The sequence below is a fragment of the Tsukamurella spumae genome, from assembly GCF_012396015.1.
GTDB classification, from domain to species: domain Bacteria; phylum Actinomycetota; class Actinomycetes; order Mycobacteriales; family Mycobacteriaceae; genus Tsukamurella; species Tsukamurella spumae.
In genome coordinates this window covers 47,534-62,579 of the sequence record NZ_JAAXOQ010000027.1, presented here as the reverse complement: position 1 = coordinate 62,579, position 15,046 = coordinate 47,534, and the positions used below count along the sequence as shown (strand labels likewise).

At 71.0% G+C, this 15,046-nt stretch carries 17 protein-coding genes; 5 read left to right on the top strand and 12 right to left on the bottom strand.

The annotated features are described in order from the left end of the window. Positions 1–230, top strand: a 230-nt coding sequence (locus HF999_RS17740; RefSeq protein ID WP_210733917.1) for a 6-phosphofructokinase, incomplete at its 5' end; no start/stop codon positions are given. A 30-nt stretch (positions 231–260) separates the two neighbouring features. Here HF999_RS17740 and galK read toward each other — a convergent pair. From galK to HF999_RS17715, 5 genes are read right to left on the bottom strand one after another with little or no spacing between them, the layout of a single operon-like run. Then, positions 261–1,340 carry a galactokinase gene (galK, locus tag HF999_RS17735; RefSeq protein WP_168547168.1) on the bottom strand — a complete coding sequence of 360 codons (1,080 nt, stop codon included), beginning with the start codon at positions 1,338–1,340 and terminating at the stop codon, positions 261–263. Then, positions 1,337–2,437 carry a galactose-1-phosphate uridylyltransferase gene (gene galT / locus HF999_RS17730; RefSeq protein WP_168547167.1) on the bottom strand — a complete coding sequence of 367 codons (1,101 nt, stop codon included), beginning with the start codon at positions 2,435–2,437 and terminating at the stop codon, positions 1,337–1,339. The genes galK and galT overlap by 4 nt, the downstream gene beginning before the upstream one ends. Beyond that, positions 2,434–3,240 (bottom strand): DeoR/GlpR family DNA-binding transcription regulator, encoded by an 807-nt coding sequence (locus HF999_RS17725; protein ID WP_168547166.1) that lies wholly within the window; start codon positions 3,238–3,240, stop codon positions 2,434–2,436. The genes galT and HF999_RS17725 overlap by 4 nt, the downstream gene beginning before the upstream one ends. Beyond that, the gene (locus HF999_RS17720; protein WP_168547165.1) at positions 3,227–3,529 is read right to left on the bottom strand and encodes a hypothetical protein; all 303 of its coding nucleotides are present in this window, start codon (positions 3,527–3,529) and stop codon (positions 3,227–3,229) included. Before HF999_RS17720 ends, HF999_RS17725 begins: the two co-directional genes overlap by 14 nt. Positions 3,530–3,545: 16 nt before the next feature. Beyond that, a complete protein-coding gene (locus HF999_RS17715) occupies positions 3,546–5,249 on the bottom strand; it encodes a sodium:solute symporter family protein (protein WP_168547177.1) in 1,704 nt (567 codons plus the stop codon). A 305-nt stretch (positions 5,250–5,554) separates the two neighbouring features. On the opposite strand from HF999_RS17715, the gene HF999_RS17710 reads away from it, so the two are divergent. Further along, the gene (locus HF999_RS17710; protein ID WP_168547164.1) at positions 5,555–6,097 is read left to right on the top strand and encodes an AAA family ATPase; all 543 of its coding nucleotides are present in this window, start codon (positions 5,555–5,557) and stop codon (positions 6,095–6,097) included. Here the strand turns inward: HF999_RS17710 and HF999_RS17705 are convergent, their stop codons facing one another. The 3 genes from HF999_RS17705 to HF999_RS17695 all read right to left on the bottom strand — a co-directional run bounded on the left by HF999_RS17705 (position 6,098) and on the right by HF999_RS17695 (position 9,174). Beyond that, positions 6,098–6,829 (bottom strand): SDR family oxidoreductase, encoded by a 732-nt coding sequence (locus HF999_RS17705; RefSeq protein ID WP_168547163.1) that lies wholly within the window; start codon positions 6,827–6,829, stop codon positions 6,098–6,100. A gap of 76 nt (positions 6,830–6,905) precedes the next feature. Then, positions 6,906–7,760, bottom strand: coding sequence for a sigma-70 family RNA polymerase sigma factor (locus HF999_RS17700; RefSeq protein WP_168547162.1), 855 nt, complete (start codon positions 7,758–7,760; stop codon positions 6,906–6,908). 10 nt (positions 7,761–7,770) lie between these two features. Further along, positions 7,771–9,174: an NAD(P)H-quinone dehydrogenase gene (locus tag HF999_RS17695; protein WP_168547161.1), complete on the bottom strand. Its 1,404-nt coding sequence runs from the start codon at positions 9,172–9,174 to the stop codon at positions 7,771–7,773. Between the two features lie 87 nt (positions 9,175–9,261). Here HF999_RS17695 and HF999_RS17690 point away from each other — a divergent pair, with 87 nt between their 5' ends. Then, a complete protein-coding gene (locus HF999_RS17690) occupies positions 9,262–9,756 on the top strand; it encodes a gamma-glutamylcyclotransferase family protein (RefSeq protein WP_168547160.1) in 495 nt (164 codons plus the stop codon). 6 nt (positions 9,757–9,762) lie between these two features. Here HF999_RS17690 and HF999_RS17685 read toward each other — a convergent pair whose 3' ends face one another. Then, positions 9,763–9,975, bottom strand: coding sequence for a hypothetical protein (locus HF999_RS17685; RefSeq protein ID WP_168547159.1), 213 nt, complete (start codon positions 9,973–9,975; stop codon positions 9,763–9,765). A 55-nt stretch (positions 9,976–10,030) separates the two neighbouring features. Here HF999_RS17685 and HF999_RS17680 point away from each other — a divergent pair, with 55 nt between their 5' ends. Further along, the gene (locus HF999_RS17680) at positions 10,031–11,041 is read left to right on the top strand and encodes a helix-turn-helix domain-containing protein (RefSeq protein ID WP_168547158.1); all 1,011 of its coding nucleotides are present in this window, start codon (positions 10,031–10,033) and stop codon (positions 11,039–11,041) included. After that, on the top strand, positions 11,031–11,810 hold the full coding sequence (locus tag HF999_RS17675) for an SDR family oxidoreductase (protein WP_168547157.1): 780 nt from the start codon (positions 11,031–11,033) through the stop codon (positions 11,808–11,810). Before HF999_RS17680 ends, HF999_RS17675 begins: the two co-directional genes overlap by 11 nt. A 75-nt stretch (positions 11,811–11,885) precedes the next feature. Here the strand turns inward: HF999_RS17675 and HF999_RS17670 are convergent, their stop codons facing one another. Genes HF999_RS17670 through HF999_RS17660 form a run of 3 tightly spaced genes read right to left on the bottom strand, consistent with a single transcriptional unit; the run spans position 11,886 to position 14,994 of the window. Continuing rightward, positions 11,886–13,079, bottom strand: a complete 1,194-nt coding sequence (locus HF999_RS17670; RefSeq protein ID WP_376766501.1) for an amidohydrolase — start codon at positions 13,077–13,079, stop codon at positions 11,886–11,888. Further along, positions 13,076–14,287: an amidohydrolase gene (locus tag HF999_RS17665; protein ID WP_376766502.1), complete on the bottom strand. Its 1,212-nt coding sequence runs from the start codon at positions 14,285–14,287 to the stop codon at positions 13,076–13,078. The genes HF999_RS17670 and HF999_RS17665 overlap by 4 nt, the downstream gene beginning before the upstream one ends. Beyond that, complete coding sequence (locus tag HF999_RS17660; RefSeq protein ID WP_168547156.1) at positions 14,284–14,994, bottom strand: enoyl-CoA hydratase/isomerase family protein; 711 nt, start codon at positions 14,992–14,994, stop codon at positions 14,284–14,286. Before HF999_RS17660 ends, HF999_RS17665 begins: the two co-directional genes overlap by 4 nt. Positions 14,995–15,046: the final 52 nt, after the last annotated feature.

Below are 15,046 nucleotides of genomic sequence, written 5' to 3'. Positions count from 1 at the left end.
CCACCGTCCTCGGCCACGTCCAACGCGGCGGCACCCCCACCCCCGCCGACCGGGTCCTGGCCACCCGCTACGGCGTCAACGCCGCCGACGCCGCCCACGCCGGCAAGACCGGGCAGATGGTCTCCCTACGCGGCACCTCCATCGGCCTGGTCCCCCTCGCCGAAGCCGTCAAACAACTCAAACGCGTCCCCCGGGAACGCTACGACGACGCCGCAACCTTCTTCGGCTGAGTCGAGCCGTCAGGCGGCGGCCTCGAGCGCTCACACCTCCGGGAGGATGTGCGCGCCGCGGCCGGGCCGCACCGCGGCCACCGTCGGAGCCGGGTGCCCTGCGGCGGACACCCGGCCCGGCAGGACGTCCGCGATCCGCTGCGCAGCATCCTCCGGGGCGAGGGCGATGACGGTGCCGCCGAAGCCCCCGCCCGTCATCCGAGCACCGTGGGCGCCGAGCTCGACCGCGGTCGCAGCGATGAGATCGATGGCGGGAACGGTGATCTCGAAGTCGTCGCGCATCGAATCCTGCGAGGCGTTCATCAACGCCCCGAGGGCCGCATGATCTGCCGCGCGCAGAGCCGCTGCGGCATCCAGGACGCGGCGGTTCTCGGTGAGTACGTGCCGCGCCCGCCGCCGGATCTCGTCGTCCGCCAGGTGCTCCCAGGCATCGTCGGGCGCATCGCGGAGGGATGCCACGCCGAGCTGCGCCGCGGCGGCCTCGCAGGCCTCGCGCCGGCGGCGGTACTCCCCCGCGGCGTGCTGATGCGGCGTCCGGGAGTCGATCGCGAGCAGGACGTCGCCGCCCAGATGCATCGACACCGGATCGACCGAAAGACTCCGGAAGTCGAGGAGTAGAGCGGTATCCACGTCGCCGTACAGGCTCGCCATCTGGTCCAGTAGCCCGGTGGGGGCGCCCACGTACGTGTTCTCCGCCCGCTGGGCGATCCGCGCCAGTTCGGTCCGGTCCAGATCGGACGACGGCGCCAGCGCCAGCAACACCGCGCACTCGAGCGCGGCCGACGACGAGAGCCCCGCTCCCACCGGCACGTTCGAGCTCAGTCGCAGCTTCCCGGGCGGGACCTCGATCCCGTGGTCGCGGAGCGCCCACACGCAGCCCGCCACGTACGCGGCCCAGCCCCCGACGCCGCCGGGTGTCGTGTCGAGCGGGATCAGTACCGTCCCGCGCTCCTGCGCGGAGGAGACCTCGATCACGGCACCCGCGGTCGCGCGGTCGAACTCGGCGACGGTACCGACCCCCAGAGCTATCGGCAGCGCGAAACCGTCGTTGTAGTCCGTGTGCTCGCCGATGAGGTTCACTCGCCCAGGGGCGTAGGCGCGCACCGTCATCCGATCACCGCGCGCAGCTCGTCGGCGATCGCCTCGGGCGTCTTGTCGGTCACGAAGGCGTCTCGTCCCGATTCGGACCCCGCGAGGTACTTGAGCTTGTCCGCGCTGCGGCGGATCGAGAACAGCTCGGCGTGCAGATACCCCTCGGGCTCGCCGGTCCGGTACTGATGCCACGAGGCGATGTACGGCAGCGGCGCCTCGTACAGCGCGTCGAAGGCGCGCAGCAGCGTCAGGTACACCGCGGCCAGATCGTCCGCTTCGGCATCGGTGAGCTCGGTCAGGTTGTGCACGTGCCGATTCGGATAGACGTGCACCTCGACGGGCCACTTGGCCGCGTAGGGCACGAATGCGGTGGTGAGCTCCGTCCGCACGAGGATCCGGTCACCGTCGGCGATCTCGGACGCGAGGACCGCCTCGAACAGGTCCCGGCCGTGTTCGTTCCGGTACTGCGCGGCGGTCCGCAGCAGCGACGCCGTGCGACGGGTCCGGAACGGGTAGCCGTAGATCTGCCCGTGCGGGTGCGTGAGCGTGACGCCGATCTCCTCGCCGCGGTTCTCGAAGCAGTAGACCTCCTCGATGTCGCTGCGCGCGAACAGTTCCGCGGTGCGGTGCGTCCACGCGTCGATCACCAGCCGGGCCCTGCGCTGCGTGAGGCCGGCGAACGAGCCGTCGTGGTCGCTGGTGAAGCAGACCACCTCGCACCGGCCCAGCCCGGACCACTGCACGCGCAACGGATCCGGCTGCGCAGGCGCGGCCACCTCCCATCCATCGGGCGTGGAGAGCGAGGGGAAACGGTTCTCGAAGACCACCACCTCGTAGTCCTCGGCGGGGATCTCGCTCGAGCGTCCCGCGGGATCGGGATCGAGCGGGCACATGGTGCGCGGCGGCTTGTAGGTCCGCTCCTGCCGGGCGGGCGCGACGATCACGCTGTCGCCCGTCGTCGGGTCGCGCCGGACGGTGGTGGTGGGGACCGTCGGCCGGGGCGGCAGGTCCCGACGATCCACGCCGACGAGTGGCGCACCGTCGGAGGAGAAGAACAGGATCTCGCGGCCGTCGGCGAGGCGGGAGGCGAACGGCGCCGGTATGTTCCGCGTCATGCCGCGCTCCCCGGAGCGACGGTCAGCGGGACGGCGGCGGCGAGGAGATCGCGGGCGGCCCGCCCGACACCACCGTCCACGATGAGACCGTCGACATCGGCGAAGCGCGCGAACAGGTGCGCTCCGATCTCGCCGAACTTGCTGTGGTCGGCGAGCAGCACCGTCGAGCGCGCACTGCCGATCAGCCGGCGGTTCGTCTCGGCCTCACCGATGTTGGGCGAGGTGAAGCCGGCGACCGGGTCGATGCCGTGGCAGCCCAGAAAGGCGAGGTCGCACCGGACCCGCTCGAGCATCGCGTTCGCGACCGGCCCGACCAGTGCGTCCGAGGGCGTCCGCTGTCCGCCGGTGAGCTGCACGGCCGCGGCCACCGTCGGGTCGCCGTCGGCGTCGTCGTGGTCGGGGTCGGTGAGCACGTGGAAGATCGAGATCGAATTGGTCACCACGGACACGGTGCGGCCTCGCAGCAGGCGTGCCAGCTCCAAGGTGGTCGTGCCCGCGCCGATCGCAACGGTCATGCCGTCCCCCACCACCTCGACCGCGGCCGCGGCGATCGCCCGCTTCTCCGTCGTGGCACGCACGGCCTTGAGCGCGGAGCGGGGCTCGACGCCCCGACCGACGGAGCCGCCGGAACGCACCGCCCCGCCGTGCACCTTCGTGAGCTCGCCAGCCTCCTCGAGCCGGTCCAGGTCACGACGGATCGTCATCTCCGAGACACCCAGCTCCACGGCGAGGTCCATGACGCGCACGGCGCCGTTGGCCACCGCCGCCTCGAGGATCACCCTGCGTCTCTCAGCTGCCAGCACGCCGCGAACCTATCAGTGCCCAGGCAGCGAAGGCCGCGGACACCAGCACGAGGGCGCCTCCGACCCACAGGTTGCTCGCGCTGCCCGCGGACAGGTCGGCGCGATCCGGGGTGTGCTGAAACTCCCGGGCACCCGCCTCCGCGAAGCCCGGCGCGAGACCGGCGACGAGCAGGAGCACGCCGTAGATGCCCAGCAGGGTGGCGATGATGGCGCGGATGTCGAAGAGGAGGGCCAGAATCGAGCGCCCGTTGTTCTCCGCGGGGGCGGAACCGGTGTCGTCGTTCGTCATGGTTGTCAGCTCCTCGTCAGTGGAAGATCAGGCCGAGTACGGCAGTGAGGCACAGCACCGTCACACCGAGGGGCACGGGGCGGGCGTACCAGGCCGCTGCCGCGTCCTCATCCCCCCGCAGGGTGCTGCGGTCGGTGGTCGAGTAGACGAAGCCCGCGAGCTCCGCCTCGGGTTTGGGAGTCGTGACCGCGGAGACGAGCACGGAGACCACGATGTCGACCAGGAACGCGGCGGACGCCGCGATGAACGGCATGCCCTGGCCGGGTAGGTCGATCACCCCCACCTCCTGCAGGACGAACACCGTGACGGCGGAGAGGGTTCCGGCGACGAGGCCGACCCAGCCGGCCGTGGGTGTCATCCGTTTCCAGAACATGCCGAGCAGGAAGGTGGCGAACAGCGGCGCGTTGAAGAACCCGAACAGTGTCTGGAGATAGTCCATGAGGTTCGAGTAGCCGGCGGCGATGGTGGCCGTACCGATCGCCATGACGACCGCCGCGACGGTCGCGATGCGCCCCACGCGGATGTAGTAACCGTCCTCGCGGTCCTTGACCACGTACTGCTGCCACAGGTCGTAACTGAAGACCGTGTTGAAGGCCGAGACGTTCGCCGCCATACCCGCCATGAACGATGCGATGAGGCCCGCCACCGCGACACCGAGGAGTCCGTTGGGCAGCACGTCGCGCATCATCAGCAGGATGGCGTCGTTGTAGGTGACCCCGTCCGCGGCGCCCGTGGTCTTGAGGTGGATCATGTCGCCCACCATCGCGGCGCAGATCATGCCCGGGACCACCACGACGAAGGGGATGAACATCTTCGGGATCGCGCCGATGATCGGGGCACGGCGGGCCGCCGACATCGAATTCGACGCCATTGCGCGCTGCACCTCGACGAAGTTGGTGGTCCAGTACCCGAAGGACAGCACGAAGCCGAGGCCGAAGACGATACCCACCACCGACCACACGGGCGAGGAGAAGCCGCTCAAGGCCTGACCGGGCCAGGTGTGCAGCTGCTGCTCGACGGTGGCCGTCACCGTCCCATCGGGCTTCGCGGTGTCGATGACCTTGGCCTTGAGGCCGCTCCAACCGCCGACCTTGATCAGGCCGATCACGGTGAGCGGCACCAGCGCCGCGAGGATCACGAAGAACTGCAGGACCTCGTTGTAGATCGCCGCCGACAGGCCGCCCAGCGCGGTGTAGGTGAGCACCACCGCGGCCGCCACGATCAGCGACACCCACTGCGGCCACCCGAGCACCGCGTTCACGACGGTGGCGAGCAGGAACAGATTGACGCCGGCGATGAGCACCTGGGCCAACGCGAAGCTCAGCGAGTTCACCAGGTGCGCACCGGTTCCGAACCGGCGGCGCATGAACTCGGGGACGCTGCGCACCTTCGAGCCGTAGTAGAAGGGCATCATCACCAGGCCGAGGAACACCATGGCCGGGATCGCGCCGATCCAGTAGTAGTGCATCGTCGACAGCCCGATCTGGGCACCGTTCGCCGACATGCCCATGATCTCGACCGCGCCGAGGTTCGCGGAGACGAAGGCGATGCCGGTGACCCAGGCCGGGAGGCGTCTGCCCGAGAGGAAGAAGTCGAGGCTGGACGCGACCTGTTGGCGCGCCAGGTATCCGATACCCAGCACGAACACGAAGTAGATCGCGACCAGCACGTAGTCGAGCGTTCCGACATTGAGTCGGAGCGCACCGTCGGCGAGGAGCATCACGCCTCCATAGGTCTCGCGGAACGAATTCTCACGAAAGCTAACAGACTCGCACATCAACACGAGCGTGATTGTTTGAAATTGTTGTCGCCTCCGGTCAGCGCGTCCCGATTGCCGAGACAGCGCACAGAACGCTGCCCCTAACCGCGAACGCTGCCGACCACCGGCCGCGCCGGCGAGTTTCGGCAGCGCCCCCGAACGATCGGCAGCGTTCGCCATCACCCGGACCGTCATCAGGCAGTGCGAGCCCTCGACGGTGCGAACTCGGCCCGTGACGCGGGTCGACCACGCGCTACTCTCCCGACATGCGCATCGTCGTCTCCGGTACCCACGCGAGCGGGAAGAGCACCCTGATCACCGATCTCGCGCGGCTGCGCCGCGACTACGAGGTCCTCCCAGATCCGTTCGAGGCGCTCGAGGAGCCGGCGTTCGAGCTCGATGCCGGAATCTTCTTCGCGCAGCTGATCATCGCTGCCGACCGGCTGCGGGGGCGAGTGCCCGGCGACCGCGTCATCGCCGAACGAGGACCGCTCGACTTCCTGGCCTACCTGCGGGCGCTGGACGACCTCGGCCGCCCGGCGCGGTCGCCGGGCCTCCTCGACCGCGGCGCGGCGATCACCGCCGAGGCGATGGCCCCGGTGGACCTCCTCGTCCTGCTGCCGCTGCATCATTGCGACCCGATCGTCGTCGGGGCCGACGAGGATCCCGAGCTGCGCGAGGCGACGGACGCGGCGCTGCTCGATCTCGCCGACGACCCGGCCCTCACCGGCGGTGCCCGCATCGTCGAACTGAGCGGGTCCCGCGAGGATCGTCTCGCGGGGCTCCTCGAGGCCGCAGCAGCGAGCTGATCAGACGAAGAACCGCGTCGCCGCGATCTCCGCGCCTGGTCCCGGCAGTAGAGCGTCGTCCCGCAGGTGCGCACCGAAGTAGGTCGCCTCCGGATCGGCGACGACGGGACGCGCATCACCCGCGTCGGCGAGCGCCCGCCGGACCAGGTCGTCGAGGGCGAAGACGTCCGGCCCAGCGACCTCCGTGCGACCACCCACCGGCGCTCCGAGCGCCGCGCGCACGACCGCCGCCGCCACATCGTCGGACGCGACGGGCTGGATCCTCGCGCCCGGGAGGCGGACGACACCGTCGACCTCCGAGCCTGCGGCGATCCCCGGCACGAATTCGAAGAACTGCGTGGCACGCACGATCGTGAAGGGCACACCGCCTCCCTCGATCAGCTCCTCCTGCGCGATCTTGCCGCGGAAGTAGCCGCTCTCGGCGAGGCGGTCGGTTCCCACCACCGACAGCGCGACGTACCGGGCGACCCCCGCCGCCTGCGCGGCCGCGAGTAGATTCGAGGTAGCAGCGGTGAAGAACTCCAGCACCGCCGCAGCCTCGAAGGACGGCGAATTCGCGACGTCCACAACACATTCGGCGCCCGCGAGCGCCCCGGCCAGTCCGTCCCCGGTCACCGCGTTCACGCCCGTGCTCGGAGCGCCCGCACGCGCCTCGTGCCCCGCCGCGGAGAGTCCCGCCACCACCTTCGACCCGATCAGTCCGGTGCCGCCGATCACCACGAACTTCGCCATGTCCTGTCCTCTCGATCCGGCCCGAACCGCTCGGGCCTCCACGACAAGGACCGGACGGCGCGTCGATCTGTGACAGTCAGGCGAATTCGCCCAGCTTCTCGGGGTTCATGACCCACATCAATCGAGTCAGGCCGGCATCGGAGGCCGTCGGGCTCAGAAGCGCGACGGGCGCACCGTCGAGGGTGAAGACCGCGCCCGGCAGTCCGTTGACCTCGACGATCCGTGCGGACGCGTCGGACATGAAGCGCACGGAGAAGCCGGCGACGAAGCGCGCCACCGCGCTGTCCCCGACCACCGGCCGACGCCCGGCCCGGCGCGCACCGCCGCCGTCGGTCTCGCTCACCACGTCGGCCACGAGCACGGCCTCGAGCCCCGCGACATCGCCGGCGTGCGCCGCGGCGAGGAAGGCGTCGAGCAGCGCACTCACCCGTTCGCGGGTGGCCGTGGTGCGCCGCTCCCCTGCGACCTGGGCGCGGGCGCGGCTGACCAGCTTCCGCACGGCGGGCTCCTGCATCTGCAGGATCTCCGCTATTCGCTGGTACGGGTGCTCGAAGGCCTCGCGGAGCACGTAGGCGGCCCGCGCCTCGGGCGAGAGCCGCTGCAGCACGTGCACGACGGCGAGTTCCAACGCCTCCGCCCGCTCGGCGCCGAGGAAGGGATCGGACGCCGTGTCGATCGGCGTCGGGAACCACTCCCCGACGTACTGCTCACGGCGCGCCCGCGCCGACTGTGCCAGGTTGAGCGCGAGGCGGGTCACCGTCACCACCAGGAAGGCCTCGGGATCCCGGACGGTACCGTCGTCCACACCGCGCCAGCGCAACCACGCGTCCTGCACCACATCCTCCGCGTCGGGCGCGGACGCGAGAACGCGGTACGCCACCCCGAACAGCCGAGGCCGCAACCCCTCGAAGACGTCGTCCCGATCGCTCACCGCCGGGGTGCTAGGCCAGATCGTCCTGGCGCATCAGCTGCCGGGCCGCCTCGGTCACCGAGCCGGAGAGCGACGGATAGACGGAGAAGGTCTGGGCGACGTCGTCCACGGTCAGGCCGTTCTGCAGGGCGACGGTGAGCGGCAGGATCAATTCGGATGCGTTGGGCGCCACCACGACCCCGCCGATCACCAGGCCGGTGTTGGGGCGGCAGAAGATCTTGACGAAGCCGCGCTTGAGCCCGGACATCTTGGCGCGCGGGTTGGTCGCGAGCGGCAGCATGACGGTGCGCGCCTGGTAGGTGCCGTCGTCGATCGCGGCCTGCGAGACACCGACGGTGGCGATCTCGGGACGCGTGAAGATCGCCGACGAGACGGTCTTGAGCTTCACGGGCGAGACGCCCTCGCCGAGCGCGTGGTACATCGCGACGCGCCCCTGCATCGCGGCGACCGAGGCGAGCGGCAGCACGCCCGTGCAGTCGCCCGCCGCGTAGATGCCCGGCACCTTGGTCCGCGAGACGCGGTCGACGGGGATGTAGCCGCCCTTGTTGAGCTCGATACCCACGTCCTCGAGGCCGATGCCCGCGGTGTTGGGGATCGAGCCGACCGTCATCAGGCAGTGCGAGCCCTCGACGGTGCGGCCATCCGTGAGCCGCACGATCACGCCGCTGTCCGTGCGCTCGACCTTGTCCGCGTAGGCCCGCTTGACCAGTGACACACCGCGGTCGACGAGCGCGTCCTCCAGCACGAGCGCGGCGTCCTCGTCCTCGTTCGGCAGCACGCGGTCGCGCGAGCTCACCAGCGTCACCTTGATGCCGAGCTCGGTGTAGGCGTGCACGAACTCCGCGCCGGTGACGCCGGAGCCCACGACCACGAGATGGGTGGGCAGCTCCTCCAGATCGTAGAGCTGGCGCCACGTGAGGATCTTCTCCCCGTCCGGCTTCGCCGACTCCATCACACGCGGCGAGGCCCCGGTCGCGACGAGCACCACATCCGCCTCGAGGGTCTGTTCGCCGCCGGTCGGTGTGACGACGTTCACGATGTGCTGCGCCATGCCCGGGTTGGTCGGCGCGAGCGAGGCGCTGCCGCGAATGATCCGCACGCCCTCGCCGACGAGCCGGGCGCGGATGTCCGAGGACTGCGCCGCCGCGAGCTCCTTGACGCGGGTGTTGATCCGCTCGACATCGATCTCGACACGCTCGAACTGCAGCTCGATCCCCAGGTCGACGGCGCGCCGGGTCTCGGTGCGGATGCCGGTCGAGGCGATGAAGGTCTTCGACGGGACGCAGTCGTAGAGCACGCACGCGCCGCCGATGCCGTCCGATTCGACGACCGTGACATCGCCCCCGTGCGCCACCGCCACGAGCGCCGCCTCGTACCCCGCCGGACCGCCGCCGATGATCACGATGTTCGTCATGGGTGCAACGCTATCGTCCGACGCGCCGTCACGCGCGGGCACCGTCGGGAGATCCGCGCGGGCGGACGGGCGCGGTAAAGTTCACCTGTGCCGATCTACGCCGCCTACGGCTCCAACATGCACCCCGACCAGATGGCCGAGCGCGCCCCGCACTCTCCGATGGCAGGCACGGGGTGGCTGCGGGGCTGGCGCCTGACCTTCTCCGGCGAGGACATCGGCTGGGAGGGCGCCCTCGCGACCGTCTCCGAGGACCGCTCGGATCCCGACGCCAAGGTCTTCGTGGTGCTCTACGACGTGACCACCGACGACGAGCTGTCGTTGGACCGCTGGGAGGGTTCCGAGCTGGGCATCCACGTCAAGCTCAAGGCCCGCGTCGACCTCATCGACGGCGGATCGACCCTGGCCTGGCTCTACGTCGTGGACGCCTTCGAGGGCGGCCTGCCCTCCGCCCGGTACCTCGGCGTGATGGCCGACGCCGCCTACATCGCCGGCGCCCCCGAGGACTACGTCCTCGATATCCGCACCCGCGAGTCCCGCAACGTCGGCCCCGGGCCGGGTGCGTCCGCGGACGGCGCGGAGTAGGTCCGTTCAGGCCGTCTCCGGCCCGCAGCCCGACGGTGCCGGCTCGATCGCCGACGCCAGGCGCCGCAGGGCCCGGGCCAGCCCGGGACGCAGGCCCCGCCGCGGCAGGTCGACGGTGCGCCGCCCCGCCGATCGCTCGTGGATGTCCGCCAGCCGCGCGTAGACTGCAGCAGTCGGAGGATCCGCCATCAGGTTCCAGTGCTCTCTGTACTCGCTCATACGAGAAGCACACACGAACCGGTGGTTCGGTTCCAATGAATTAGGTGGCGCCTACATGTTGACCTACCTGCTCGACGTCGGCGATCTTGCCGATGCCCGATTCGTGGTGTCGCCGTTGAACGAAACGGCGCTGAGCCTGTTCCACTTGAACCGCGCCCGCCCCACCGCCGGTCACCTGGCGGGCTGGCGGCGTGCGGCGGATGCGCGAGGCGACGAGTACGACCGCGCCCTGATCGATGCGCTCGTCTCGCCGTCCGGCAAGCAGATCCCCGACTTCCTCACTCCGGTGACCGCGCAGGCCGAGGTCCGGCCGTCGTTCGAGGCGCACCTCGACGCGGTCCGTGGCACGGATACGGCGACGGTGCGCGCGGAGCTGGCGGAACTCGCCGAAGGCGACGCCCCCTCCCTGGAGCTCGCTCGGTTGATCGCGCTCGAGAATCCCGCGCCGGTCATCGCCGACGCCCTGGCGGCCTACCACCGCGCGGCCGTCGCGCCCGTCTGGCCGGCGGTGCAACGGATCCTGGAGTCGGACGTCGTCTTCCGCGGCCGGGAGCTCGCAGTCGGCGGGCCGACGAGGCTCTTCGGATCGCTGAGCCCACGCGTCGAGTGGCGCCGCACCGGGGAGCTGAGCGTGGACATGGCCTGCTCGGTGGTGGCGGGCGAGATCCGCTCCCCCGGACTCGGGCTGACGCTGATGCCGAGCGTCTTCACCACCCGGATCACCACCGCCCACGATCCGACGCGAACCGCGCCGCACATCGGCTACCCGGCGCGTGGATCGGCGACGCTCGCGGAGACCTCGCCTCCGGTCGCCGACGATGCGCTCCGCAGACTCATCGGCGCCGCCAAGGCGGACCTGCTCGCGGCGCTCGACGAACCCGCCGCCGTCGTCGATCTGGCCCGGGCACTGGGGGTCTCGCCGTCGGCGATCTCCCAGAGCCTGAAAGTGCTCGGCGCCAACGGCATCGTCGAGAGTTCCCGCTACGGACGACGAGTCCTCTACCGCCGCACCGCCCTCGGCGACGCGCTGGTGGACCGGAGAAAGGAAGGGCCACATGGATCTTGACCTGCGCGACCGAGCCTTCATCGTGTCGGGGGCGAGCAGCGGCATCGGGCTCGCGACGGCGCGACGACTCCTGCGTGAGGGCGCGAGGGTCTGCGGGTTCGCACGCGACCTCGATCGCCTCACCGCGGCCTTCGCCGACGCGGGAGCCCCCGCCGGTCACCTCCTGCTGCTGGCCGGCGATGCCAGACGACTCGAGGACGTCGAGGCGATCGTCGAGGCCGCAGTCCGCGAGTTCGGTGGCCTGAACGGCATCGTCGCCAACGCGGGGACCGGCGTGACGGCGAGCGTCGACGCGGATCCCGCGGTATGGGCCGAGCAGTTCACCACCAAGGTGGTAGCGGCACTGGCGCTCGTGAACGCCTCCCGTCCGCACCTCGTCGCCACCCGGGGCGCGATCGTGCTGGTCAACGGAGTCAGCGCGCATCACCCGAGTTCCGCACTGGCTCCGGTCGGAGCTGCCCGCGCCGCCCTCGCGAACTACGCGGCGACACTGAGCGCAGAGTCCGCGCCCGAGGGAGTCCGCGTCGTGGTGGTCAACGTGGGCGTCATCGAGACCGCGCGACAAAGGGCGAGATATGAGCGGTCCGGCGCTACGGCCGACTACGCCGACTGGTGCCTGGACGAAGCGCGTCGGCGGTCGATCCCCTTGCAGCGCATGGGCATGCCGGGCGAGGTCGCCGATACCGTCGTCTTCCTACTCTCCGACCGATCCTCCTACACGACCGGTACGTCCATCGACATCTCCGGCGGGCTGGACGGTCGGACCTGATCGCTCAAGAGGACAGCACTCGTCGAATCTCCGGCGTCACCCGGATCACCGTGGCGTCGCAAGCGTCCGGATCGCTCAGTCGACGGAGCCGAAGACCACGTTCGTCAGGACCTTCACGCCCATCTCCAGCGCACGCTCGTCGAGCACGAAATCGGGCTGGTGCAGGTCGTACTGGCGCCCCTCGCCGGACCACACGCCGAGCCGCGCCATGGCGCCGGGCGACTCCTCGAGGTACCAGGAGAAGTCCTCGCCGCCGCCGGACTGCGGGGTGTCGACGACCCCGTCGGGCGAGACGGCCCGCGCGGCCGCGGCGAGGCGGGTGGCGGCCAGGTGGTCGTTGATCACCGGCGGCACGCCGCGGGTGTAGTTGACCTCGTGCTTGATCCGCAGGGGCGCGAGCAGCTCGCCGATGATCTCGCGGACCAGCGGTTCCAGCGACTCCCAGATCTGGTGCTCCCCCGTGCGCACGGTGCCGTGCAGCGCACCGATCTGCGGGATCGCGTTGGGAGCGGAGCCGGCGTTCGCGGCGCCCCACACCATGATCGTGCCGGAGCGCGGGTCGATACGGCGCGACAGCACGCCCGGCAGACCGGTGATGACGGTGCCGAGGCCGTAGATCAGATCGCTCGTCAGGTGCGGCCGCGAGGTGTGGCCGCCGGGCGAGTGCAGGATGACCTCGATGTGGTCGGCGGCCGAGGTGATCGCGCCGGACCGGACACCGATCCTGCCCACCTCGATCCGCGGGTCGCAGTGCAGCGCATAGATCCGGGAGACGCCGGTCATCACCTCGTCGCGCACCGCGGACAGCGCACCGCCGGGCATGACCTCCTCGGCGGGCTGGAAGATCAGCCGCACGCCGACGGGAAGGCCCGGGCCCGCGTCGAGCTCGGCGAGCGCGAGCGCGGCGCCGAGCAGGATCGTGGTGTGGGCGTCGTGCCCGCACGCGTGCGAGACGCCGGGGTTGGTCGACTGGAAATCCAGGCCGGTGGCCTCGTGGATCGGCAGCGCGTCCATGTCGGCGCGCAGCGCCACCAGTCCCGGGCCGCCGGGGACCGCTGCCGGCCCCAGATCGCACACCAGGCCCGTCGTCGACAGTCGCCGCGGGTGCAACCCCGCGGCGGTGAGGGTCTCGAAGACCGCGTTCGTGGTCCGCTTCTCACGCCAGGAGAGCTCGGGGTGCGCGTGCAGGTCGCGACGGAACTCGCGCAGCCAACCGCCCTTGCGCTGCAACCACTCGTCGACGTGTGCCTCCGCAGTACTGCCGCTCACCGTCCGCCTCCATCACTGCCACCGCCGTGCGCGGCCCGGGTCACCAGCCGCGCACGTTCGTCCTCGTCCTCTGCGACCGCCGCGAACGCGGCGGCCAATGCCAGCGCACCGTCGCGCACGGCCCGATCGGCGGATTCGGAGGCAGCAGCGGCCGTGAACTCCGGCTGATGGGTCACGGCCCCGTCGGTCTCCAGGCCGATCAGCGGATGGATCGACGGTACAGCGTGGCTCACGTTGCCCATGTCGGTACTCCCCAGCGGCACTGCCCGCTCGTACTCCGGGGCCACCGGCGACCGACCGATCGCGATGGCCGCCGCGCGGTAGGCGGCGGCGAGCGCCTCGTCGCTGCGGAGCTCGGTGTACGCGGGCGAGACCTCTCCGACGGTGTGCGTGCACCCGGCGGCCAACGCGCCCGCGGCGAAGCAGTCGTCGGCCCGGGCGGTGAGCCGCTCCAGCGATTCCGCGTCGTCGGCGCGCAGGTAGTAGAGCAGTTCCGCTGCGGCGGGGACGACGTTCGGCGCGGTGCCGCCCTCGCTGACGATGCCGTGGAGCTGCTGCCCCGGCTCGAGGTGCTGCCGGAGCAGGCCGAGCGCGACCTGCGCGACGGTCGCCGCATCGCCGGCGTTGCGGCCGGCCCACGGGGCAGCGGAGGCGTGCGCCTCGCGGCCTGCGAACCGGATCCGCAGGTCCGCGAGCGCCAGGGTGCGGGTGCGCACCACGTCGAACGGCGCGGGATGCACCATGCCCGCGCAGGCGACACCGTCGAACGCGCCGCGCTGGAGCATGAGCACCTTGCCGCCCCCGGACTCCTCGGCGGGCGTCCCGTACACCTCGACGGTGAGCCCCAGGTCGTCGGCGACGGAGGCGAGCGCGATGCCGGCGCCGAGCCCCGCCGCGGCGATGATGTTGTGCCCGCAGGCGTGCCCGATGCCCGGCAGGGCGTCGTACTCGGCGAAGACGGCGACCCGCAGCGGCCCGCTGCCGGACCTCCCGACGAAGGCGGTCTCGAGGCCCGCGATGCCGCGCTCCACGGCGAAGCCGTGCCCCGCGAGGGCGTCGGCGAGCAGCGCCGACGCGAACCGCTCCTCGAAGGCCAGCTCGGGCCGGGCGTGCACCTGGTGGCTGATCGAGACCAGGTCACCGTGCACGCGGTCGACGGTGCCGGTGAGCGGCTCCAGGACGGAGGTGACGCGACCGGTCACCGTCAGCCGAACTTGACTTCGGTGGTGGCGACGGCGAGGTCCGCGATGAGCGGCGCGTGCAGGTCGTTCTTGATCTTGTTCAGCGTGGGGCCGTCCGCGGCCGCGTTGGCGGCGGCACGGGCGACCGCGGCGGGCAGCAGCTCCGCCTCGGAGGTCGCGGCCTGCACGATGCCCGCGGCCACGGCATCACCGCCGCCGTAGCGGCGTCCGGTCGTCATCGCCTCGATCGCGGTCTGGTAGGGCAGCCGCGAGCGCAGCAGGGTCGCCATGCCCTGGGTGAAGCCCATCTTCAGGCTGACCTCGGGGAGGCAGAAGAACCCGCGGTCCTCGCGCATGACCGCGAAGTCGCACGAGAGCGCCAGCATCGCGCCGGCGCCGAAGGCGTGGCCGTTCACGGCCGCGACGGTCGTCATCGGGAAGGTCAGCAGGCGGCTGAAGACCGTGTGCACGCGATCCAGGTACGCGGGCAGCTCGCCGACGTTGGCGAGGATGTACATCACGTCGAGTCCGTTGGAGAAGAACTTGCCGGTGGCGGTCACCACCAGCGCCGCCGGCGCGCCGCCGGCCTGCGCCTCGACCTCGTCGAGCCGGGCGTGCACGGCATCGACCCAGTCCGGGGTGAAGCGGTTCTCGGGGTTGGACTCCGAAAGCTCGGCCCCCTCGTCCCCGAGGTAGAGCGTGAAGACGTCGTCGGTCCGCGTGACATAAGGCATGGCGATGACGATAGCGGCTAGCATCGACAGGCATGGCGCCACGTGACCTCGG